This is a genomic window from Stenotrophomonas sp., assembly GCF_032066555.1.
Taxonomy (GTDB): Bacteria; Pseudomonadota; Gammaproteobacteria; order Xanthomonadales; family Xanthomonadaceae; genus Stenotrophomonas.
The window spans coordinates 33,360-54,857 of sequence record NZ_DAMBKV010000017.1; the positions used below are offsets into that span (position 1 = coordinate 33,360).

The 21,498-nt window shown below is 66.0% G+C and carries 19 protein-coding genes; 10 read left to right on the forward strand and 9 right to left on the reverse strand.

Annotated features, from left to right (window positions below):
* Nucleotides 1–104: 104 nt before the first annotated feature.
* Nucleotides 105–977: a type II toxin-antitoxin system RelE/ParE family toxin gene (locus RT131_RS16030; protein WP_313173782.1), complete on the reverse strand. Its 873-nt coding sequence runs from the start codon at nucleotides 975–977 to the stop codon at nucleotides 105–107.
* Nucleotides 978–1,275: 298 nt separating this feature from the next.
* Between RT131_RS16030 and RT131_RS16035 the strand changes: the two genes are divergently transcribed.
* From RT131_RS16035 to RT131_RS16065, 7 genes are all read left to right on the forward strand, one after another.
* Nucleotides 1,276–1,920 carry a histidine phosphatase family protein gene (locus RT131_RS16035; RefSeq protein ID WP_313173783.1) on the forward strand — a complete coding sequence of 215 codons (645 nt, stop codon included), beginning with the start codon at nucleotides 1,276–1,278 and terminating at the stop codon, nucleotides 1,918–1,920.
* A 555-nt stretch (nucleotides 1,921–2,475) separates the two neighbouring features.
* Nucleotides 2,476–3,750 (forward strand): bifunctional tetrahydrofolate synthase/dihydrofolate synthase, encoded by a 1,275-nt coding sequence (gene folC, locus RT131_RS16040; protein WP_313173784.1) that lies wholly within the window; start codon nucleotides 2,476–2,478, stop codon nucleotides 3,748–3,750.
* 66 nt (nucleotides 3,751–3,816) lie between these two features.
* Entirely contained in the window at nucleotides 3,817–4,836 is a 1,020-nt protein-coding gene (locus RT131_RS16045; protein ID WP_313173785.1) for an SPOR domain-containing protein, read from the forward strand.
* A gap of 60 nt (nucleotides 4,837–4,896) precedes the next feature.
* Nucleotides 4,897–5,631: a CvpA family protein gene (locus RT131_RS16050; RefSeq protein WP_313173786.1), complete on the forward strand. Its 735-nt coding sequence runs from the start codon at nucleotides 4,897–4,899 to the stop codon at nucleotides 5,629–5,631.
* A gap of 29 nt (nucleotides 5,632–5,660) precedes the next feature.
* The gene (gene purF, locus RT131_RS16055; protein WP_313173787.1) at nucleotides 5,661–7,127 is read left to right on the forward strand and encodes an amidophosphoribosyltransferase; all 1,467 of its coding nucleotides are present in this window, start codon (nucleotides 5,661–5,663) and stop codon (nucleotides 7,125–7,127) included.
* Nucleotides 7,128–7,298: 171 nt separating this feature from the next.
* Entirely contained in the window at nucleotides 7,299–8,069 is a 771-nt protein-coding gene (locus RT131_RS16060; RefSeq protein ID WP_313173788.1) for a ferritin-like domain-containing protein, read from the forward strand.
* Between the two features lie 264 nt (nucleotides 8,070–8,333).
* The gene (locus tag RT131_RS16065) at nucleotides 8,334–8,792 is read left to right on the forward strand and encodes a hypothetical protein (RefSeq protein ID WP_313173789.1); all 459 of its coding nucleotides are present in this window, start codon (nucleotides 8,334–8,336) and stop codon (nucleotides 8,790–8,792) included.
* Nucleotides 8,793–8,945: 153 nt separating this feature from the next.
* Here the strand turns inward: RT131_RS16065 and lpxH are convergent, their stop codons facing one another.
* The 8 genes from lpxH to RT131_RS16105 form a co-directional block, all read right to left on the reverse strand.
* Nucleotides 8,946–9,686 (reverse strand): UDP-2,3-diacylglucosamine diphosphatase, encoded by a 741-nt coding sequence (lpxH, locus tag RT131_RS16070; protein ID WP_313173790.1) that lies wholly within the window; start codon nucleotides 9,684–9,686, stop codon nucleotides 8,946–8,948.
* 20 nt (nucleotides 9,687–9,706) lie between these two features.
* Nucleotides 9,707–10,249 (reverse strand): phosphatase PAP2 family protein, encoded by a 543-nt coding sequence (locus tag RT131_RS16075; RefSeq protein WP_313173791.1) that lies wholly within the window; start codon nucleotides 10,247–10,249, stop codon nucleotides 9,707–9,709.
* On the reverse strand, nucleotides 10,230–11,369 hold the full coding sequence (locus RT131_RS16080; RefSeq protein ID WP_313173792.1) for a glycosyltransferase family 1 protein: 1,140 nt from the start codon (nucleotides 11,367–11,369) through the stop codon (nucleotides 10,230–10,232). The genes RT131_RS16075 and RT131_RS16080 overlap by 20 nt, the downstream gene beginning before the upstream one ends.
* A gap of 174 nt (nucleotides 11,370–11,543) precedes the next feature.
* Complete coding sequence (gene ppx, locus RT131_RS16085) at nucleotides 11,544–13,070, reverse strand: exopolyphosphatase (RefSeq protein ID WP_313173793.1); 1,527 nt, start codon at nucleotides 13,068–13,070, stop codon at nucleotides 11,544–11,546.
* Between the two features lie 205 nt (nucleotides 13,071–13,275).
* Nucleotides 13,276–15,363, reverse strand: a complete 2,088-nt coding sequence (ppk1, locus tag RT131_RS16090) for a polyphosphate kinase 1 (protein ID WP_313173794.1) — start codon at nucleotides 15,361–15,363, stop codon at nucleotides 13,276–13,278.
* A complete protein-coding gene (phoR, locus tag RT131_RS16095) occupies nucleotides 15,360–16,700 on the reverse strand; it encodes a phosphate regulon sensor histidine kinase PhoR (protein WP_313173795.1) in 1,341 nt (446 codons plus the stop codon). Before phoR ends, ppk1 begins: the two co-directional genes overlap by 4 nt.
* Nucleotides 16,701–16,781: 81 nt before the next feature.
* On the reverse strand, nucleotides 16,782–17,471 hold the full coding sequence (phoB, locus tag RT131_RS16100; protein WP_282269705.1) for a phosphate regulon transcriptional regulator PhoB: 690 nt from the start codon (nucleotides 17,469–17,471) through the stop codon (nucleotides 16,782–16,784).
* 112 nt (nucleotides 17,472–17,583) lie between these two features.
* Entirely contained in the window at nucleotides 17,584–19,239 is a 1,656-nt protein-coding gene (locus RT131_RS16105; protein ID WP_313173796.1) for a M48 family metalloprotease, read from the reverse strand.
* A 129-nt stretch (nucleotides 19,240–19,368) separates the two neighbouring features.
* Between RT131_RS16105 and grxC the strand changes: the two genes are divergently transcribed.
* The 3 genes from grxC to RT131_RS16120 all read left to right on the forward strand — a co-directional run bounded on the left by grxC (nucleotide 19,369) and on the right by RT131_RS16120 (nucleotide 21,206).
* Complete coding sequence (grxC, locus tag RT131_RS16110) at nucleotides 19,369–19,683, forward strand: glutaredoxin 3 (RefSeq protein WP_313173797.1); 315 nt, start codon at nucleotides 19,369–19,371, stop codon at nucleotides 19,681–19,683.
* A complete protein-coding gene (locus tag RT131_RS16115; RefSeq protein ID WP_313173798.1) occupies nucleotides 19,680–20,069 on the forward strand; it encodes a carboxymuconolactone decarboxylase family protein in 390 nt (129 codons plus the stop codon). The genes grxC and RT131_RS16115 overlap by 4 nt, the downstream gene beginning before the upstream one ends.
* 132 nt (nucleotides 20,070–20,201) lie before the next feature.
* Nucleotides 20,202–21,206: an isocitrate dehydrogenase gene (locus RT131_RS16120; protein ID WP_313173799.1), complete on the forward strand. Its 1,005-nt coding sequence runs from the start codon at nucleotides 20,202–20,204 to the stop codon at nucleotides 21,204–21,206.
* Nucleotides 21,207–21,498: the final 292 nt, after the last annotated feature.

The following is a 21,498-nucleotide window of genomic DNA, read 5'->3' on the forward strand; positions in this document are numbered from 1 at the left end:
CTCGGCAAGGGCTCTACCGGCAAAGCTCCTGCCGAGCATGGCTCGGCACTACGGGTTTGGCATTACCGGTGAAGCCTCTGCCGAGCATGGCTCGGCACTACCCATCAGCGATACGGTCCGGGCCCGCGCCACAGCAGCTCACCGTAGCGATAGACGTACATCACGATGACGAACTCGCGCGCATCGCCAATGTCCTGCAACTCCGGTGAACCGGCCTGCAGCATGCGGCACTGGCTGGAGCCACGGCGCAACGCCACCTCGGCCGGGCAGACCATCAGATAAGTGGTGCCGGGCAGCGGGATCGACAGTTCCTTCTTGCCATTGACCTCTTTGGCACCAGCCATCCAGGTGCGCAGCTTCTCCTCGCTGAGCAGGTCATAGATGATCTGGTAGCCGCCCACTTCCATGGCCGGCTCGCCGGCACTGCGGTCGATGCGCCTGCCGCTGTCATTGCCCTGGCCGGAGGAGCGGCCGTGGTCGTCCGGCGCGGTGGTCCTGTCCAGCGAACCGGGTGGGCGTCCGGTCCAGGTCTGAGGACGACGTGGCACGGTTTCCGACGGACTGGCCGCCGCTGCGGGCGCGGCCGGGGTCTGGGCCAGTTCCTGGGTCTTCGTTTCTTCCTGCTCCGGTTCGCTTGGCGGCTCGATGTAACGGGCTTCCGCTACCGGCTTGCGCTCCTCGCTGCGCCGCTGCGTGGTCGGCTTGGGTTGCGAGCGGGTGGTCTTGTTGGGCTTGTCCTTGGGCGGCACCTTGCTCTGCTCCGTGGACGGCGGTGCTTCGCCGACGAAATCGACCTTGGTCCGGCCGCCGCCGGAGGAGCCTTGCGGTGAGGAAACCACGGGTGGATTGGAGTACAGCAGGAGCAGCAGCATCAGCAGGTGCAGGATCGCAGTGACCAGCACCGCAATCCAGCGGTCGCGGCGTTCATGCCAGAGCTTGAATTTGAACTGCTTGGGAGAACTGGGGGTGCTGGTCATGCCGCGTTCTGGGGCCTTGAAGTTGCTGCCCTCGTGCGGAAGTCACGCCGTGCCACCGATAGGGAACCGGCATGGTAACGCCTGCGCCCGGCGCGCAACCGTGCCGTCGGTGATGTTGCCGGGTATCGGGGCAGTCTTATCGGACTGCGGCGGCAAACCGTGGATACAGTCGGGTCAGTTGCGGGTGCCGGATCCGTATCGAAGGTAACCGTGGGCGGTATCAGTGCACGGTCGGGCTATGATGCCCCTCCCGCCGCGGACAGCTGGCGGGTACCCCCACCTCAATGGAAACAGCTGCATGCGCATCCTGCTTGCCCGTCACGGCGAAACGCCGTGGAACGCCGAAGGCCGCTACCAGGGCCAGATCGACATTCCCCTCTCACCGGTGGGTGAGGCCCAGGCCAAGGCCTTGGGCGAGCGGCTGGCCGACGTGCAGATCACCCGCGCCGTGGCCTCGCCACTGAGCCGTGCGCAGGCCACCGCCAAGGCCGCATTGGGCAGCGCACGCGAATCCATGTTGCTGACCGAGCCGGACCTGCAGGAAATCGCCCACGGCGAGTGGGAAGGCTTGCTCGCCAGCGAGATCGACGAGAAGGACCCCGCACGCCTGCGTGCCTGGCGCGAGGAACCCGATACCGTGCTGATGCCTGGTGGCGAATCGCTGCGTCAGGTGCTGGACCGCAGCTGGCGTGGCCTGACCGCTGCTGCCGAAGGTCTGGGTGAAGATGACACCTTGCTGGTGGTCGCGCATGACGCGGTCAACCGCGTCATTCTGTGCAAGGTCCTCGGCCTGCCGATTTCCAAGCTGTGGAGCTTCCGTCAGGCGCCGACCACCTTGAACCTGCTGGAAGGCCCGGATGTCGAGCATCTGGAAGTGGTTCGCCTGAACGACTGTGCCCACCACACGCCGTTCTTTGGTGAAGCCAAGCACCGCGCGCTGTAATCGGGTCCCTGTAGTCCGCTTTGGGTAGTGCCGAGCCATGCTCGGCTGAGGCTCTACCGGTGAAGTCCCTGCCGAGCATGGCTCGGCACTACAGCCCCTCCCTTTGCTGCAGTTACCCCCTCCCTTTCGCGTAGCGAAGGGGAGGGCTGGGGAGGGGTTGGCCTTACCGCTTCTGATCCTGCAGTGGCTTCGCGGCTTACGCCGCTCCCACAAATTGGCTGGGGCTGATGGCGTGCGGGTGCAGCCCTGCCGAGCATGGCTCGGCACTACGCTCCCTCCCTTTGCCGTAGGCAAGGGGAGGGCTGGGGAGGGGTTGGCTTTACCGCTTCCGATCCTGCTGTGGCTTCGCGGCTTACGCCGCTTCCACAAATTGGCTGGGGCTGATGGCGTGCGGGTGCACCCCTGCCGAGCATGGCTCGGCACTACGCATACCGGGCCTGACATGCCGGCAAGCTTGGCGGCCGCGTGTAGCCGCCGCTGTATCATGGGCACCATTCCCGCGCGCAACGCGCAGCCGGCTTCCAGTGCCGGCCCACGATCCCGAGAGTCCTTCGCATGTCTTCCGTCCGTCCCGCCACGCTTGAACAGTGGCTCGCCCATATCGAACAGCAGCACCCGCAAGCCATCGCAATGGGCTTGGAGCGCGTGCGCGAGGTTGCCCAGCGCATGCAGCTGGGGCGGCCGGCCGAGCACTGCATCGTGGTTGGTGGCACCAATGGCAAGGGTTCGACCGTGGCCTTCATCGAGTCCATCGCCCGTGCCGCGGAGTGGAAGGTAGGTGCCTACACCTCACCGCACCTGCTGCGCTACAACGAGCGCGTGCGCATCGATGGCAAGGGCGTGGATGACGCCAGTCTGGTCGCCGGCTTCAACGCGGTCGAAGACGCCCGCGGCGACACCGCGCTGACCTATTTCGAATACGGCACCTTGTGCGCGCTGTGGCTGTTCCAGCAGGCCGGCCTGGACTTGGTCGTGCTTGAAGTCGGCCTCGGTGGACGGCTGGACGCGGTCAACATCATCGACGCCGATGTCGCGGTGATCACCACCGTCGATATCGACCACGCCGATTGGCTGGGCGCCGACCGCGAAGCCATCGGCCAGGAGAAGGCCGGCATCATCCGCGGCTGGAAGCCGGTGATCCTCGGCGAGATCGATCCGCCCTCCAGCGTGCTGCGCCGCGCCTACGTGCTTGGTGCCAATGCGATCCGCTTCGGCAGCGACTTCTTCGCCGAGGACATTGATGGCGAACTGTGGCGCTGGCGTGATGTCGCGTTCCGCCTGGAACTGCCGCAGCCCGCCTTGTGGGCGCCGATCCAGCGCAACAATGCCGCCACCGCGGTGGCGGCGTTGCGCGCCTTGGACAAGCCGGTGCCGCGCACTGCATGGGCGCAGGGCATTGCCGAAGCACAGATCACCGGGCGTCTGCAGCGCTTCCAGCGCGGCGGTGTGGACGTCTTGCTGGATGTCGGCCACAACCCGCAGGCCGCCGCTGCGCTGGCCACTGCATTGAAGGGCGAGCCGGCGCAGGGGCGCACGCTGGCGGTGTACGCCGCGCTGGCCGACAAGGACGCTGCGGGAGTGGTTGAAGCCCTGCAGCCCCAGGTCGATGGCTGGTTCCTGGCCGGGTTGGAAGGTGCGCGCGGACAGACCGCCGCGCACCTGCGCGAACGCTTGGCGCAGACCCATGCCGCCGAGGCCAATCTGTCCGCCAACGTCAGCGGGGCGCTGGACGCCGCATTGGCCCAGGCCCGGCCTGGCGACCGGGTGCTGGTATTCGGCTCCTTCCATACGGTGGCCGAGGCGCTGCCGGTACTCCGTTCAGCTGACTGAGACGCTGCCACGCGTGCCCCGCATATAATCACCGGGGCACTCCGCCGCGCCGCGCATACGCCAATTGTGGAAACTCCTCTGAAACAGCGACTGATTGGTGCCATCGTTCTGGTGGCGCTTGCCGTGATTTTCCTGCCGATGCTGGTCAAAGGGCCCGCACCGGACAGTGGCGTACAGGACGTGCCATTGAGCGCGCCTGCGGCACCGGCCGAAGGCCAGTTTGAAACCCGCGAACTGCCGCTGGTGGCGCCTGGCGCACCGGCCGGGGGCGCCGTGGGCATGCCCGCCGCACAGCCGGAAACCGGCGTGGCCAGCGCGGTCGAGCCGCCGGCCAATGGCTTGCCAGCGGCGACCGCCGCCGGCAATTACGCGGTCAATTTTGGTGCCTATGGCAGCGAGGCTGACGCCGATGCGGTGATCGCGCACCTGAAGAAGTCCAACCTGCCGGGCTTCCGCCAGGCCGACACCATCAATGGTCGCCAGGCCTGGCGTGTGCGCATCGGTCCGTATGCCGATCGTGCCCAGGCTGAGCTGGTGCGGCTGGAAGCCGGCAAGGTCCGCAACGACGTGAACGCGCAGGTGGTGGTGCTCAACGCTGCGGCCGAGAACGCCGTTCCGGCACCCGCCGCCACGCCGGCAGCCGGCAGCACCGCTACAGCTGCAGCCACCTCCGCACCGGTACGTACCGAGGCCTTGCCGCCGGAGCCTGCCAAGCCGGTGGTCGCCGCCCCCAAGCCCGAACCCAAGCCTGCGGCCAAGCCGGAAGCACCAAAGCCTGAACCGGCCCGGCCGGTTGCGGCAACGCCGGCCAAGCCGGCCGTCACCACCCCGGCTGCGCCGGCCGCCAGCGGGGTTGGCTTTGCCGTGCAGTTGGGAGCCTTCGGTCAGGCTGCCGATGCCAATGCGCTGCGTGATCGCGCGCGTGCTGCCGGCTTCAGTGCTTTCGTGGAGCAGGTACGCACCGACAACGGCGTGCTCAACCGTGTCCGTGTCGGGCCGGTGGCAAGCCGTGACCAGGCCGAGCAGCTCAAGGCGCAGGTCGCGGCCAAGGTCGGCGTCGCCGGCATGGTCCGCCCGCATCCTTGATGCGTCGCCAGACCCGGCTGGGCAAGCGCGTCCCCCTGTGCCGTACGGGCGGGGCGTGCAGTGATTGATCTGCTGCTGTTGGCGCTGATCGGCGTATCGGCGTTGTTCGGGTTGATGCGCGGGCTGTTGGCGACCGTGCTCGGCGTGCTGAACTGGCTGCTGGCCGGTGCAGCGGCGTTTTACTACGGCGAGCGCGCTGCCTTGATGCTGGCTGATCAAGCCACGCCCAGTGCTGGCGACTACGCAGGCGGCTATCTGCTGGTATTCATCGGTGTGCTGCTGGCGGCGACCCTGGTCGGGCGCCTGCTGCGCGGCGTCGTCGATGCCACCGTGCTGCTGAAATTGCCCGATCGCTTGCTGGGTTTGGCCCTGGGCATTGTGCGCGGCGTGCTGTTCGCGGTGCTGGCGGTACTGCTGCTGGGCTTCACCTCCATGCCCCAGGAACCGGGCTGGCGCCAGTCCAGCGTGGTGCCGTGGCTGCAGCCGACGGCCGATTGGCTGCGTGAAAAGCTGCCGCATCCACCTGAATCGCCGGCAATGGCGCTGATGGACTTGGGTAAGTCGGTGCTGGCAGGCGATAATGGCGGACCGAACGAAGCAGATGCGGGCAGTGGCTTGCTACCGGCGCCGTTGGAAGGGACGCGTTTTGATCCCCGCCAACGCAGCGCAGAAGAAAGCCGAGCTGACCCGGCGGGGGCGTTGCCCTCCAACATCGATCCGGCGCAGGTGCGCCCGGGTCAACTCAAGCCGATAAGGGTTGAGCCTCAAGGCCAGGCACGGCCACCTTCACGTTAACGGGCATCGCCCAGCGGAGATCGCGCAACATGTGTGGCATCGTCGGAATCGTCGGCAACCAGAACGTCGCCGGGCAGCTTTATGACGGCCTGACCGTCCTCCAACACCGTGGCCAGGATGCCGCCGGTATCGCCACCGCCGACGGAACCCGCCTGCGGGTGGAAAAGGCCAACGGCCTGGTCCGTGATGTATTCGACGAGCGCCGCATGGCGCTGCTGCAGGGCCGCATCGGCATCGCCCATGTGCGTTACCCGACCGCAGGCTCGGAAGGCACCGACGAGGCGCAGCCGTTCTACGTCAACTCGCCGTACGGCATCGCGCTGGCGCACAACGGCAACCTGATCAATACCGAGGCACTGCGTCGCCAGGTGTTCGAGGCCGACCGCCGCAACATCAATACCGATTCGGACAGCGAAGTGCTGTTGAACGTGTTCGCCTACGAGCTGGACGCACAGCGCATGCTGACCCCGGAAGCGGCGATCCGTGCCGTGGCCGGCGTGCACCGCCGCTGCAAGGGCGGCTATGCCGTGGTCAGCGTGGTGCTGGGCCTGGGCCTGGTGGCCTTCCGTGACCCGCACGGCATCCGTCCGCTGGTGCTGGGCAAGCGCGAGCATGCCGAAGGCATCGAGTACGCCGTGGCCTCCGAATCGGTGGCGCTGGACGTGCTCGGCTTCGAGCGCATGCGCGATGTCGCCCCGGGCGAAGCCGTTGTCATCACCGAGCGCGGTGAACTGTTCACCGAGATCTGCGCGACCAACACACAGCAGACGCCGTGCATCTTCGAGTACGTGTATTTCGCACGCCCCGACTCGATGATGGACAACGTGTCGGTGCACAAGGCGCGCATGCGCATGGGCCAGAAACTGGGCGAGAAGATCCTGCGCCTGCGTCCGGACCATGACATCGACACCATCATCCCGATCCCCGACACCTCGCGCGATGCCGCGCTGGAGATGTCCAACGTGCTCGGCGTGAAGTACCGCGAAGGCTTCGTCAAGAACCGCTACGTCGGCCGCACCTTCATCATGCCGGGCCAGGGTGAGCGGGTGAAGTCCGTGCGTCGCAAGCTCAACCCGATCCATCTGGAATTCCGCAACCGCGTGGTGCTGCTGGTGGATGACTCCATCGTCCGTGGCACCACCAGCCAGCAGATCGTGCAGATGGCACGCGATGCCGGCGCCCGCAAGGTTTACCTGGCCAGCGCTGCGCCGCCGGTGCGTTACCCCAACATCTACGGCATCGACATGCCGGCTGCCGAGGAACTGGTCGCGCACAACCGCAGCGTCGAGGAAATCGAGCAGCACCTGGGCTGCGACTGGCTGGTCTACCAGGACCTGGAAGACCTGGAAGTCGCGGTGCGCGAAGGCAACCCGGAGCTGAAGGAGTTCGATTCGTCCTGCTTCAACGGCGAGTACGTCACCGGCATCGAGCCGGGTTACTTCGAACGCATCCAGCAGCTGCGTTCGGATGAAGCCAAGAACAAGCGCCGCGCCTGATCTGAAAGCCCCTCTCCCTGCGGGAGAGGGGTTGGGGCGAGGGCAGAACGAAGCAGCAATGTGCGAGCACCTATGAACCGGCAACAAGCACAGCCTGCAGCTGCGGACACAAGCTACCTATCGCCGCCCGAAGCAGCAGACTTCTCCCTGCTCGACGCCGCCTGCATCTGCATGGCCGCCGTCGATCCACTTGAGAAAGTCGCGCTCACCCAGCACTACGCCGCGCGCTACCGCGCTGGCACCTTGAAGCTGCCCGCAGAAGCGCCAGAACCCGAACCGATCCGCGCGCCGGGTCGCCCGCCGCAACTGGTGCTGGTGCACCCCCGCGACCTGCCGCGTCGTGGCCTTGGCTCCGTGGATGGGCGTGCCGCCTTCATCCACGCCATCGCCCATATCGAACTCAATGCCATCGACCTGGCCTGGGACGCGGTCTATCGTTTCCGCGGCCTGCCGGGCAGCTTCTACGCCGATTGGGTCAGCTGCGCCGACGATGAGTCGCGCCACTTCGTACTGCTGCGTGATCGGCTGTTGGCACATGGCCATGACTATGCCGATTTCCCCGCCCATAACGGCCTGTGGGAAATGTGTGAGAAGACCGCGCATGACGGTTTGGCACGCATGGCGCTGGTGCCGCGCGTACTGGAAGCACGTGGCCTGGATGTCACCCCGGCGATGATCAGCAAGCTGCGCTCGTTGGGTGATGCCACGACTGCTGACGTGCTGGAGGTGATCCTGCGTGAAGAGGTGGCCCACGTCGCTGCCGGCACGCGCTGGTACCACTGGTATTGCGCGCGCGCCGGCGTGGAGCCACGCAAGCGTTTCAAGGAACTGCTGGGCGAGTACGCCGGCGGCTACCTGCGTGGGCCCTTCAACCTGGAAGCGCGCTTGTTGGCCGGTTTTGATGCAGACGAACTTGACTATCTGGTTGAACAAGCCGGTTGAATGCCGCGCGCGGTGACGCAGGCCGCCACGTCTTTGGCGACGACTGCTCCCGTAGGCATTGCAGGGCGCAACGATGAACGATTCCCGCAACTCGGGCCATGTCCGATTGACGACCAGCTCGGCCGCATTCCAACATCGGCGCGGCAGATGCGGCTTGCCGTAGCCGTGTCTTTTACGGGCTGATGCAAGGGCATGCGCCAGCATCAGGTCGAATCGCATGTCACTGTGCTCTCGATCGGCAACGGTGCAATCAAGGAGAAAACGATGAAGCAGATTCTTACGTTGGCCGCGCTGGTAGTGGCATTGTCGGCATGCAACGGTTCCAAGCCTGCGGCCGGTTCCAGTGCTGCAGCGCCGGCCCCGGTTGCGCCTGTCGCAGCGCCGGAAGCTGTGGCTGCCAAGGATGATTTCCCGGTCATCGTGCAGGCCTTCGGCAACGAACCCTTCTGGAGCGTGCGCGCCGATGGCGAAAAACTCGATTACAGCACCCCGGAAACCCAGGCCAGCCCGCTGCATCTGGAAGGCAGCCGCGCGCTGCAGGATGGCTTGTTGGTGGTGCAGGGCGGGGAGGGCAAGGATGCGTTCAAACTGACGTTGCAGCGTGCCGAGTGCTCGGACGGCATGTCCGACCTGAAACACCCGTTCACCGCCGAATTCGTGCTGGGCAAGGATACCTTCAAGGGCTGTGCACGCGACCCATCGGTACCGGTGGAAGCGCCCTGACCCAAGCGCCTGATCAAAATAAGAATTTTGTGGGAGCGGCGTCAGCCGCGAAGCCACAAATGCAAAAACCGCCAAACAAGTCTGCAACTGCAGCCATATCTGGCGGTTCTCTTTGCTCCAGCTTCGCGGCTTATGCCGCTCCTACAAGTAGCGTCAGCCCAGCGCTTCCAGCCGGAAGCCATCGCCATCCACACGCAGCACCGAGCCCTGCTCATACCAGTCACCCAACACGATGCGGGTGAAGCTGTGCTCGCCTGCGCTCACGCTATGGATTGCCGGGCGGTGGGTGTGACCATGAATCATGGTGTCCACGCCATACCGCTGGAAGGTGGCAATCACCTCGGCCGGGGCCACATCGGTGACGGTTTCAAAGGTCGCCTTGTCGTCCTGCTTCATTTCCGACTGATGCGCCTGGCTGGCCGCACGTGCCTTCTGCGCGAAGGCGATGCGTGCCTCCAGCGGCTGCGACAGGAACTGCGCGATGAAGGCCGGGTTGCGGGTCTGTGCACGGAACGCCTGGTAGGCGACGTCGTCGGTGCACAGCAGGTCGCCGTGCTGCAGCAGCACCGCCTTGCCATACAGCTGGATCACCGACGGATCCGGCAGGATGCGCATGCCGGCGCGGGCGGCATAGTCGTTGCCGACCAGGAAGTCGCGGTTGCCGCGGATGAAGTACACCGGCACACCGGCGTCGCTGACTTCACGCAGTGCCAGCGCGACCGCATCGGCGGCGCTGGAAGGCGTGTCATCGCCGATCCAGGCTTCGAACAGGTCACCCAGGATGTACAGCGCCTCGGCCTGCCGCGCTTCGCCGCGCAGGAAGTCGAGGAACAGTTCAGTGATGGCTGGACGGCTGGGGTCCAGGTGCAGGTCGGAGATGAACAGCGTTGTCATGCCTGCATTGTAGGGCCTGATCAGCCTGCGAACAGCGCCAGCAGCTGCAATGAGCCGGTTCCCAGCAGCACCCCGATGGCGGTGGCGGCCAGCACGTCGCTGGGGTAGTGCAGGCCCAGCACCACCCGTGACAGCGCTACGCCGAGGGTGAAGGGCAGCAGCAAGGGGGCCAACCACGGGTAGTAGGCCAGCGCCACCACGGTGAATGACACCGCATGCAGGGTGTGGCCGGACGGGAAGCTGTATTCATCCAGCGGCGCCACCCAGGCGCGGATGCGCAGGTCGGCGGCAAATGGGCGCGGGCGCCGGGTCCAGCGCTTGAGCAGCTTGTACAGGGTCAGGGCCAGCACACCGGTGGCGGCCATGTGTGCCGACGCCTGCAGGCCGTCCAGTCCATCAGCCAGTACCAGCGCGCCCATCAGCATGTACCAGAACACGCCATCGCCAAGCCGACTCAGCACCGAGAACAGGCGACGGATGCCGCGCCGACGGCCGTAGTGGTTTGCCCGGCGGCACCAGCGTGCTTCGCGTGCGGCGATTCCTTCAGGCGGCAGCAATGGCATGGCAGCGTCTCCGTGAGGCCAGTTCACTGAGCAGGGCTTCGAACTCGGCAACCACCTGTTCCGGGTGCAGGCGCTGCATCGCACGGCTGGCGTTGGCGCCAAGGGTGGTGCGCATTTCCTCATCGTTGGCCAGCTGCACGGCGGCGGCGATGAAGTTCTCGTCCGTGTCCACCGCCACCCCGCTATGGCCGCTGCGCAGGTGCTCGCGTGCTGCGCCGTAGTTGAAGGCGACCGTCGCCACGCCACTGGCCATGGCTTCCAGGGTGACGTTGCCGAAGGTTTCGCTGCGGCTGGCGAACAGGAACAGGTCGGCGCTGGCGAAATGCCGGGCCAAGGCTTCGCCACGTTGCACGCCGCAGAAGATGAAGTCGGGATTCTGCTCGGCCAGCTTCGCCCGCATCGGGCCATCCCCGACCCAGACAAAGCGTGCCTTCGGCCGGTGTTGCTGGATGCGGCGGAACGCCTTGATTGCCAGCCCCAGGTTCTTCTCTGCGGCGATGCGGCCGACATGGATCACCGCAAAGCCTTCGCCTTCGATGCCCCAGTCGGCACGCAGCGCAGCGTCGCGTTTGTTTGGGTCGAACTGACTGCCATCCACCGCGCGCGCGAGCAACCGCGCTCGGGAGAAACCGTTGTCCAGAAGGAACTGCTGCAACTCGCGGGTGGGGACCAAGGTGGCTTCTGCCTGATTGTGAAAGCGGCGCATCCAGCGCAGTGCGGTGCCCTGCAACCAGGCAGCGCCATAGTCGGGCAGGTATTCATCAAAGCGCGTGTGCAGGCCCGACGCGACCGGGATGCCCAGCCGCCGCGCGGTGCGCATCGCCGACCATCCCAACGGGCCTTCCGTGGCCACGTAAATTGCATCCGGGCGTAGTTGTTGCCACTGGCGTGCAAGCAGCAGCGGTGCCGGCAGGCCGAAGCGCAGGCCGGGATAGCGTGGCAGGCCGGCGCCGCGTACCAGGAGCTCATGGGCGGCGCCGGTGCCGTCCTGCTGCTGGCGTGGGCGCACCACATCGACGTCGTGGCCGCGGTTGCGCAGGCCGTGCTCCAGTCCCTGCACGGTCAAGGCAACGCCATTGACCTCCGGCGGATAGGTCTCGGTGACGATCGCAAAGCGCATGGCTGGCTCCCGGTTTTTGGCGAGGATGCGCGTAGCCGATGAAGCACCTGTTACTGTGATCTGACCGCTTTATGACGGCCCTGAAGAGCGAAGACCACGGCCCGCAACGGGTCGTGGTCTTGTCTGTCCAGCGTTGGCGCGGGCGCCAGCGTCAGTCGTACTTGCCGATCCCGCTCAGGCCACGAATGGCCGGAAGTTGAAGCCCAGCCCGGTCATGCCTTCGGCTTCGCCGACCAGGTCCGCGCGCAGCAGCGGGCGGGCGTCGATGTAGTCCTTGGCCAGGATCAGCGACAAGGTGTTGCCATCCACCGACAGTTCCAGCGTTGGAATGGGATCGGGTTCGTGGGCGCGGTGCAGCAGTACCGCCAGCCGCAGCAGCGCGGCGGTGCGCTTGGCCGGCAGCAGCAGGCGGTCGGGCAGGGCGTCGAACGCGGTCTTGGAGATGCCGCGGCGGTGGGTGCGGATCAGTGCCGCCAGCATCTGCTGCTCCTGGCGCGAGAAACCGGCGATATCCGAATGCTCGATCACGTAGCTGCCGTGGGTGTGATAACCGCTGTGGGCGATCATCAGGCCCAGCTCGTGCAGGCGTGCGGCCCAGCCGAGCATGCGCGCATCGTCCACGTCCAGCTTCCAGCTGTCGGCCACCTGTTCAAACAGCCGTTGCGCGGTGGCTTCCACGCGCTGCGCCTGGGTCTCGTCGATGGCGTAACGCTGGGTCAGCGCGGCGACCGATTCATCGCGCGGATCGTTGTCGTTGGCGCGGCCCATGATGTCGTAGAGGATACCCTCGCGCATCGCGGCCTTGCTGACCAGCAGTTTCTGCAGGCCCAGCGCCTGGAAGGCGGCTTCCAGCACCAGCACGCCACCGGCAATGATCGGGCGGCGCTCGTTGGACAGGGTGGGCAGGTTGATGTCGTTGATGTGCTTGGCGCGCAGCAGCTCCTCGCGCAGCTGCGGCAACGCCTCGGCGGTGATGGCGCCCTTGCTGAGCTTCATCGCCGCGCAGATTTCGCTGATCGCCTTGTGGGTGCCGGACGAGCCCAAGGCTTCCTGCCAGCCCAATGCCTTGTACTTGTTGGCGAAGGGCTGGAACTCGGCGCCGATCTCGGTGAGCGCATCCTTCCAGCGCTTCTTGCTCAGCTTGCCGCCCGGGAAGAAACGACGGGTGCTGGCGATGCAGCCGGCCTGCAGGCTTTCGCGCTCCAGCGCCTGCATGCCCTGGCCGATGATGAATTCGGTGGAGCCGCCGCCGATGTCGATCACCAGCCGGTGCTGGTCGGGCTTGGGCGGCTGCGCATGGGCGACGCCCAGGTAGATCAGGCGCGCCTCTTCACGGCCGCTGACCACTTCGATGGCGTGGCCCAGCGCGGTTTCGGCCGGCATCAGGAACGACAGCGGTGAGCGCAGCTGGCGCACGGTATTGGTAGCCAGGGCGCGCACGCGGTAAGGCGGGATGTTGCGGATGCGCTGGCCAAAGCGGGCCAGGCATTCGAGCGCGCGTTGGCGCGCCTCGGGCGACAGCCCGCCTTTGCCATCCAGGCCGTCGGCCATGCGCACGGTCTCGCGCAGGCGGTCCACCACCCGCAGCTGCCCGAGCAGGTAGCGCGCGATAACCATGTGGAAACTGTTGGAACCCAGGTCGATGGCGGCCAGCAGGTCGCCGTCCTGCAGGGGCGGTGGGGTCAGGGAAGACTGGGGCATGGCGGAATGGTAACGGTAGTAGGGCGTGAAGAGGAGTGAGGAGTGCGAAGTGAGGAGTGAGAAAGACCAGAATCAGCTGCCCTGGCAGGCGCGGAGGGAGGCCTCAATCCCGGTCCCGCCAACAAATGAGGCGGCAGCGGGCGCTGTCGTTGCTCCTTCTCGTTTCTCACTCCTGTTTTCTCACTTCTGGCTTCTCGCTCCTGCCTCAGAGCCCTTCCATCAGTGCCTGTTGCGCCGAATGCGGAGGCTGGCCGGGTGCTGGCTCGCACTTGATGTAGCGGCCGTCTTCCTGCAGGTCCCAGGCGTTGAGGTTGTCGTCCAGGTAGTTCTGCAGCACCTCGCGGTAGATGCGCCGGGACAGATCGGTATCCAGGATCGGGAAGCAGGTTTCCACGCGGCGCAGCAGGTTGCGTTCCAGCCAGTCGGCGCTGGCGCAGTACAGCTCGGGGGCACCGTTGTTGCCGAACCAGTAGACCCGGCTGTGCTCGAGGAAGCGGCCGACGATCGACCGCACGCGGATATTGTCCGACACACCTTCCACGCCCGGGCGCAGGGTGCAGGCGCCGCGCACGATCAGGTCGATCTGCACGCCGGCCTGCGAGGCGGCATACAGGGCGCGGATCACCTGCGCCTCGTTGAGCGCGTTCATCTTGGCGATGATGCGGGCCGGCTTGCCTTCCAGTGCCAGCCGGGTCTCGCGCTCGATGCGCTTGATCAGCCCGGCATGCAGGGTGAAGGGGGATTGCAGCAGGCACTTGAGCTTCATCTTCGGCGCCAGCCCGGACAGCTGCTGGAACAGCAGGTGCACATCGTTGCCGATGTCCGGATCGGCGGTGATCAGGCTCAGGTCGGTATACGCGCGGGCGGTGCCGCTGTGGTAGTTGCCGGTGCCCAGGTGCACGTAGCGGCGCAGCTTGCGGCCTTCGCGGCGCACGATCAGCAGCATCTTGGCGTGGGTCTTGTAGCCGACCACACCGTAGACGACCTGCACGCCGGCATCCTGCAGGCGATCGGCCAGGCCGAGGTTGGCTTCTTCGTCGAAGCGCGCGCGCAGTTCGACCACGACAGTGACGTCCTTGCCATTGCGTGCGGCCAGGATCAGGGCTTCGACAATGCCCGAGTCCTTGCCGGTGCGGTACAGGGTTTGCTTGATCGCCAATACGTTGGGATCGACCGCGGCTTCGCGGATCAGCTCCAGCACGGTGCTGAAGGAATCAAACGGGTGGTGCAGCAGCACGTCGCCCTGCGCAGCGGTTTCGAAGATGCCCTCGGGCGACTTGAACACGCGCGGGGTCATCGGCGGGTATTTCAGGTCCGGCCGCTGCAGCAGGTCATACACCTGGATGACGCGGTTGAGGTTGACCGGGCCGTCGATGCGATAGGCCGCGTTCTCCAACAGGCCAAAGTTCTGCAGCAGGGTCTGCATGATCGGCTTGGGGCAGTCGTGGGCGATCTCCAGCCGCACCGCCGGCCGGTAGCCACGGTCGACCAGCTCATCGCGCAGCGCCAGCGCCAGGTTCTCGACTTCCTCCTCGTCCACCACCAGCTCGGAGTTGCGGGTGACCCGGAACTGGTAGGCACCCTGCACATCCATGCCCGGGAACAGCTCATCGACGAAGGCCGACAGCACCGCTGACAGCAGCACGAAGTTCTGCGGGCCGCCCAGCGACTCTGGCAACTGGATGATGCGCGGCAGCGAGCGCGGCGCGCGCACCAGGGCCAGATGGCCGGCGCGACCGAAGGCGTCGGTGCCCTTCAGCACGACGACGATGTTCAGCGACTTGTTGAGGATCTTCGGGAACGGGTGCGACGGATCCAGGCCCAGCGGCGACAGCACCGGCATGATCTCGTTGCGGAAATAGGCGCGCAGCCATCGGCGCTGGCGCGTGGTCCAACTCTTGTTGGCGAGGATACCGACGCCGGCCTCGCCAAGGGCCGGGCGCAGCACCTGGTTCCAGCAACGGTACTGCTGGTCCACCAGTTCGGCAGCGCGGTCATGGATGGCGTTGAGGATGGCCTGCGGGCTCATCCCGTCCGGTGCCGGCGGCAGGCCGAATTCCTGCGCATGGCGTACCGCTGCGGCACGGATCTCGAAGAACTCATCCAGGTTGGTGCAGGAGATGCACAGGAAGCGCAGCCGCTCCAGCAGCGGCACCTGCTCATCCATCGCCTGGGCCAGCACGCGGAAGTTGAAATCCAGCTGTGACAGTTCCCGGTTGATGTACAGCGACGGATCACGCAACGGATCGGTGCCGACGGCGGGAGTGGCGGGGGGCGGGGGAGGAGGGGTCATGCCGGGAAGTCTTCCATGGACAAAGGCGAGGGGGATGCATTGCGCGGGCGTACATGCTCGGCGTCAAAGTGGCAGGCGAAGGTGCTGCCTTGGCCGACTTCGCTGCGGATCTCCAGGCGTGCCTGGTGCAGGCCAAGAATGTGTTTGACGATGGACAGGCCCAGGCCGGTGCCGCCGCTTTCGCGCGAGCGGCTGCTGGACACGCGGTAAAAGCGTTCGGTCAATCGCGGCAGATGGTTGGCCGGGATGCCGTAACCGGTATCGGTGACAGCCAATACGGCGCCATTGCCTTCGCGGCTGAAGGTCAGGCTGATGCGGCCACCGGCCGGGGTGTAACGCACGGCATTGGTCAGCAGGTTGGAGAAGGCGCTGTGCAGTTCCTTGTTGGAACCCGCCAGGTCCACGCCAGCCTGGTCTTCCACGGTGATGGTGTGACGGCCCTGGCTGTGTGCCTCGGCTTCGCGCCGCAGCGAGGCCAGCATCGAGGTCATGGCCACGGTTTCCAGCTCGGTGTGCTGCTGCGATTCCAGTCGCGACAGGGTCAGCAGGTCTTCGACCAGCTGCGCCATGCGCTGCGATTGCTTGCGCATTTCCGACAGCATCGGCCCGGTGTCGGGGAAATCCTCCGGGTCCATCATGTCGAGGTAGCCATGCACCACGGTCAGTGGCGTGCGCAGCTCATGCGAGACGTTGGCGACAAAGTCACGGCGCACCTGTTCCAGGTGCAGCAGCTTGGTCACGTCACGCGCGACCAGCAGCCAATGGTGATCCGAGTAGGGGATCAGGCGCATGTGCAGGCGGATGGCGGGATCGACCGGCGAGTTGGCATCCAGGATAGGTTCGGCATTGCGGCCACCGGCCAGCCAATGGGCCAGCGGCAGCGGCTGCAGGCGCGGCACCAGCGCAGCTTCCATGTCGGCCGGGTGCTGCAGGCCGAGCAGGGTGGTGGCGGCCTCGTTGAACCACTGCACGCGCTGGGTGTTGCGGTCGACCACCACCACCGCATCCGGCAGCGCGGCGGCGGCGGCGCGGTAGCTGCGCAGCATCTCGACCAGGCGCCGCTTGCGTGCACGCATTTCCTGCTGGTTGCGCGAGAGCAGGCGGTCCAGCTCGTTCCAGACGCCGACGCCTGCAGGGCTGTCCCAGCGTTGGCGTGCGGTCAGCCGCAGCAGCAATTGGCGCAATCGCCAGTAATGCCAGGCCAGGATCGCCAGGGCGGCGAGTGCCACCACCAGCGCGGGATGCCCCAGCAACGCGCCCAGCCCCCATGCCAGCAACAACAACGCGGCCACGGTGGCCAGCGTCTTCAACCAGGCAGATCGGAATTGGCGGGGCATTGCACTCTCGGTGGTACGGGAGGGATCCGTCGGGGGTATCCCGGGTTATAGCATCGCTTGCAGCCGCGCGGCCGCCGCCGTTCAGGTGGCGGCGGAAAAACGGTAGCCGGCACCGCGCACGGTCTGCACCATGTTCTCGGCGCCGAACGGTTCCAGCGTCTTGCGCAGGCGGCGGATATGCACATCGATGGTGCGTTCTTCCACGTACACGCTGCCACCCCAGACATGATCCAGCAGCTGCGAACGGGTATAGACGCGTTCGGGGTGGGTCATGAAGAAGTGCAGCAGGCGGTATTCGGTGGGGCCGATCGGCACCGGAACATCGCCGGCGAAGACGCGGTGGGCGGCGCCGTCGATGCGGATGTTGCCAACGCCGACGCTGCCGTCTTCGTCATCGTCGCGGGTGCGGCGCATCACCGCACGGATGCGGGCCAGCAGTTCGCGTGCCGAGAACGGCTTGACCACATAGTCGTCGACGCCGGCTTCCAGGCCACCGACGCGGTCATTTTCTTCGCCGCGTGCGGTGAGCATGATGATCGGCACGTCGCGGGTCAGGACTTCCTTGCGCCAGCGGCGGGCCAGTTCCAGGCCGCTGGTGCCGGGCAGCATCCAGTCCAGCAGGATCATGTCCGGTACCCGGTCGGCAATGGCGGTCTGCGCTTCGAGTGCGTCGCCGGCATGGACCGGGTCGTACTCGCCCTTGCGCAGGGCGAAGGCGACCATGTCACGGATCGCGGGTTCGTCGTCGACAATCAGGATACGTTTCTGCACGTGGCGCCTACCGGAATGCCCATCAATAAGGGATGTGCTCAGTAGACTACGGTTTGATGACGGGTTTGTGACATGGACAGGCGGCAATCCCGGCCGTTTGTCAGCCACGGGTTCAGTTGCGTGACATTTCCGGGTCGTGGACGCCGAGGCGACGCATTTCCAGCACGGTTGGCATGATCGATTCGATGCGGGCATCCACCCGGGCACGGCTGACATAGTCCAGTCCCGGCTGCTTGAGCAGGGCCTGGAACTGGATCAGCGCCTGTTCCGGGCGACCGTTCAGGTAAGCGGCCTCGGCATAGGCTTCGCTGGCGCGGGTGCTGTCGCCGGCCAGTTCGCTGGCACGGGCAAAGGTGGTCTGGAATACCGGGTCGTCGCTGGAACGGGCCAGCAGTGGCCGCAACATGGCCTGCGCGCGCTGGCCGGCAGCGACACCGCCCTGTTCATTGAGGATGCGCGCATAGGTCAAGGCCACCGGCCGGCTCTGCGGCAGGCGCTTGAGCAGGGCGTCGAAGCGCTTGTTGGCCTCTTCATGCTGTCCCCTGCGCGATTCGGCCTCGCCCAGGGCCAGGTTCACCCACAGGTTGTCCGGGTATTGCTGCAGCAGCTGCTGCAGTTCGGGCAGGGCCTGGGTAACGCCACCGGCGCCACCATCGCGCAGACGTGCGATGGCCACGCCGTAACGCTGCGGGTCGGTCAGGCCATCCTTCTGGCTGCGCTTGAGGCCTTCGTATTCGCGGACCAGTTCCGACGGAGTGGGCGCACTGAGCACGCGCAGGCGCTCGCGGGCCCAGTCAAATTGGCCGGTCGGGCCGCGTGGCAGGCTGGTGCCGGGCAGGGACAGCTGCAGGCCGGCCGGCAGCAGTGGATTGCCGCCGCTCAAGGGGCTGGCGCTGGTGTCGGGTGCGGAAGGATCCACACGCTCCTGCAGGATGCCGGTCGGCGTCTGCGTGGTCAGCAGCACCGTGTCCTTCTTCATCTGCTCGGCGCGGGCCTTGGCCTCGCTGATGCGGGTGATGTTGACCGGGTGGGTACGCAGGAAATCCGGCGTGGAATAACCGCCTTCATTGCCACGCATCGCCGCCGACATGCGCTCGAAGAAGCCGGCCATCGCATCCACGTCGTAGCCGCTGCGGGCCAGGGTGCGGATGCCGAGACGGTCGGCCTCGGACTCATTGGAGCGGGTGAAATTGATCTGGCGCTGCTGCATCAGGCCCATGCCGGAGGTGATCGCGGCCATGGTGGCGTCGCCGGAGGAGTTGCCACCGGCCTGCTGCGCGGCGATCACCGCCGCCAGCATGCCGAGCAGGATCGGGATCTGGTCGCGCTGGGCGCGCTCCACTCCTCGCAGCACATGTTGCTGGGTGACATGCGAGATTTCGTGCGACAGCACCGCGGCGACCTCGTCCTCGCGCTCGGCGGTCAACACCAGACCAGCATTCATGCCGATGTAACCGCCCAAGGTGGCAAAGGCGTTGATCTGGCGGTCCTTCATCATGAAGAACGTGTACTTCTGCTGCGGCTGGGCACTGTTGGAGCCGAGCCGTGTGCCCATGGTGCCGAGCCAGTCGTCGACCAGTGGATCGTCCAGCAGATAGCCGTAGTTGCGCAGTTCGCGCAGCATCATCCCGCCGTACTCGGCCTGCCGTGCCGGGGTCAGCAGCTCGCCGGCCGAGGAGCCGATGTCCGGCAGCTTGGTGTCATCGGCGTGCGACAGGGGCGCGGCAAGCGCCAGGGTGACGGCAGTGGCGAGCAGCAGGGTGCGCAAGCAGGAAACTCCAGAAGTGGCAGGGCGGAGGATGACCGGTAAGCACGGCGCCGGTGTGAAGCACAGGTTAACCTGCTGTGTTCCACCGCTGGCATCGATATCCGCGGCTGTCGGTACCATATATAGACAATGTTTCCAGTCAGGAGTTTCGTTGTGACAACGCAATCCACCACCGGCGCCGCGCCGGAGATCACCATCTACTCCACCGCTGTCTGCCCTTACTGTGTGGCCGCCAAGAACTTCCTGAAGAGCAAGGGCCAGTCCTGGACCGAGGTTCGCATCGACCTGGACCCGGTCGAGCGCGAGAAGATGATGGCCTTGACCAAGCGCACCAGCGTGCCGCAGATCTTCGTCGGCGACGTCCATGTGGGCGGTTACGACGACATGATGGCGCTGCATCGTGCCGGCAAGCTGGAGCCGCTGCTGGCCGGGCAGGGCGCATGAGCGGCAGCGAAAAGGACCGCCTGGCCGAGTTCACCGAGTTCCGCCAGCGCATGAACCAGCGCATCCTGGCCGAGCCCAACCAGGTGGTGCGGCGCTTCTTCGCGCTGGATACCCAGACCTACCAGGCCGGCGCGCTGGACGTGAAGACCAAGGAGCTGCTGGGCCTGGTCGCCTCGCTGGTGCTGCGCTGCGATGACTGCATCAGCTACCACGTTGCGCAATGCAAGGACGCCGGGGTCAACCGTGAAGAGTTCTTCGAGACCTTCTCGGTGGGCCTGGTGGTGGGCGGATCCATCGTGATTCCGCACCTGCGGCGGGCGGTGGACTTCCTGGACCAGTTGGAGAGCGGGGCGGCCGAGGCGCCGGCCGGTCACGACCACAGCTGAACCCCAGACCTTCGTCCAGTTGGGGCTGGCGCGGCTGATCAGGCATAATTGACAGTTGAAACCTTTTCAATCGCGCCGGTATCCGGGCAGCCGGATGGCGCATTCCCTCCTCCCTGTTCGGAATACCTAGAAATGACGCAGACAATCACCGTCATCCGCGGCGATGGCATCGGCCCGGAAATCATGGACGCCACCCTGTTCGTGCTGGACAAGCTGGGCACCGGCCTGTCCTACGAATTCGCCGACGCCGGCCTGGCCGCCCTGGAAAAGCACGGTGAGCTGATCCCGGCTTCCACCCTGGAGTCGATCACCAAGCACAAGGTCGCCCTGAAGAGCCCGCTGACCACCCCGGTCGGTGGCGGTTTCAGCTCGATCAACGTTGCCCTGCGTCGCCAGTTCGACCTGTATGCCAACGTGCGCCCGGCCATCTCGTTCCCGAACACCAAGTCGCGCTACGAGAACATCAACATGATCACGGTGCGTGAGAACACCGAAGGCGCCTATCTGGCCGAAGGCCAGGAAGTGTCGGCCGACGGCGAGACCGCGTTCTCCGGCACCCGCATCACCCGCAAGGGCTCCGAGCGCATCGTGCGTTACGCCTTCGAACTGGCCAAGAGCACCGGCCGCAAGAAGGTCACCGCCGTGCACAAGGCCAACATCATCAAGTCGACCTCGGGCCTGTTCCTGAACGTTGCCCGCGAAGTTGCCGCCGAGTACCCGGAAATCGAATTCCAGGAAATGATCGTCGACAACGCCTGCATGCAGCTGGTGATGCGTCCGGAGCAGTTCGACATCCTGGTCACCACCAACCTGTTCGGCGACATCATCTCCGACCTGTGCGCCGGTCTGGTCGGCGGCCTGGGCCTGGCCCCGGGTGCCAACATCGGCAAGGACGCGGCGATCTTTGAAGCCGTGCACGGCACCGCACCGGACATCGCCGGTCAGGGCAAGGCCAACCCGGTCGCACTGATGCTGGCGGCCGCACAGATGCTGGACCACGTCGGCCAGCCGGAAAACGCCGAGCGCCTGCGCAAGGCCATCGTTGCCACGATGGAAGCCAAGGATTCGCTGACCGGCGACCTGGGCGGCACCGGCACCACCATGGGCTTCGCCCAGGCCATCGCCAGCCGCATCTGATTGCAGCTGCGGTAGTTGGTGTTGCAGAAAACGGAGCGCGAAAGCGCTCCGTTTTCGTTGATGTAGTGCCGAGCCATGCTCGGCAGGGGCCTTCCCAAGGCCAGCTGTAGCGCCGAGCCATGCTCGGCAGGGGTCTTCCCAAGGCCAGCCGTAGTGCCGAGCCATGCTCGGCAGGGGCCTTCCCAAGGTCAGCTGTAGCGCCGAGCCATGCTCGGCAGGGAGCTTTCCAAGGTCAGCTGTAGTGCCGAGCCATGCTCGGCAGGGGCCTTCCCAAGGCCAGCTGTAGCGCCGA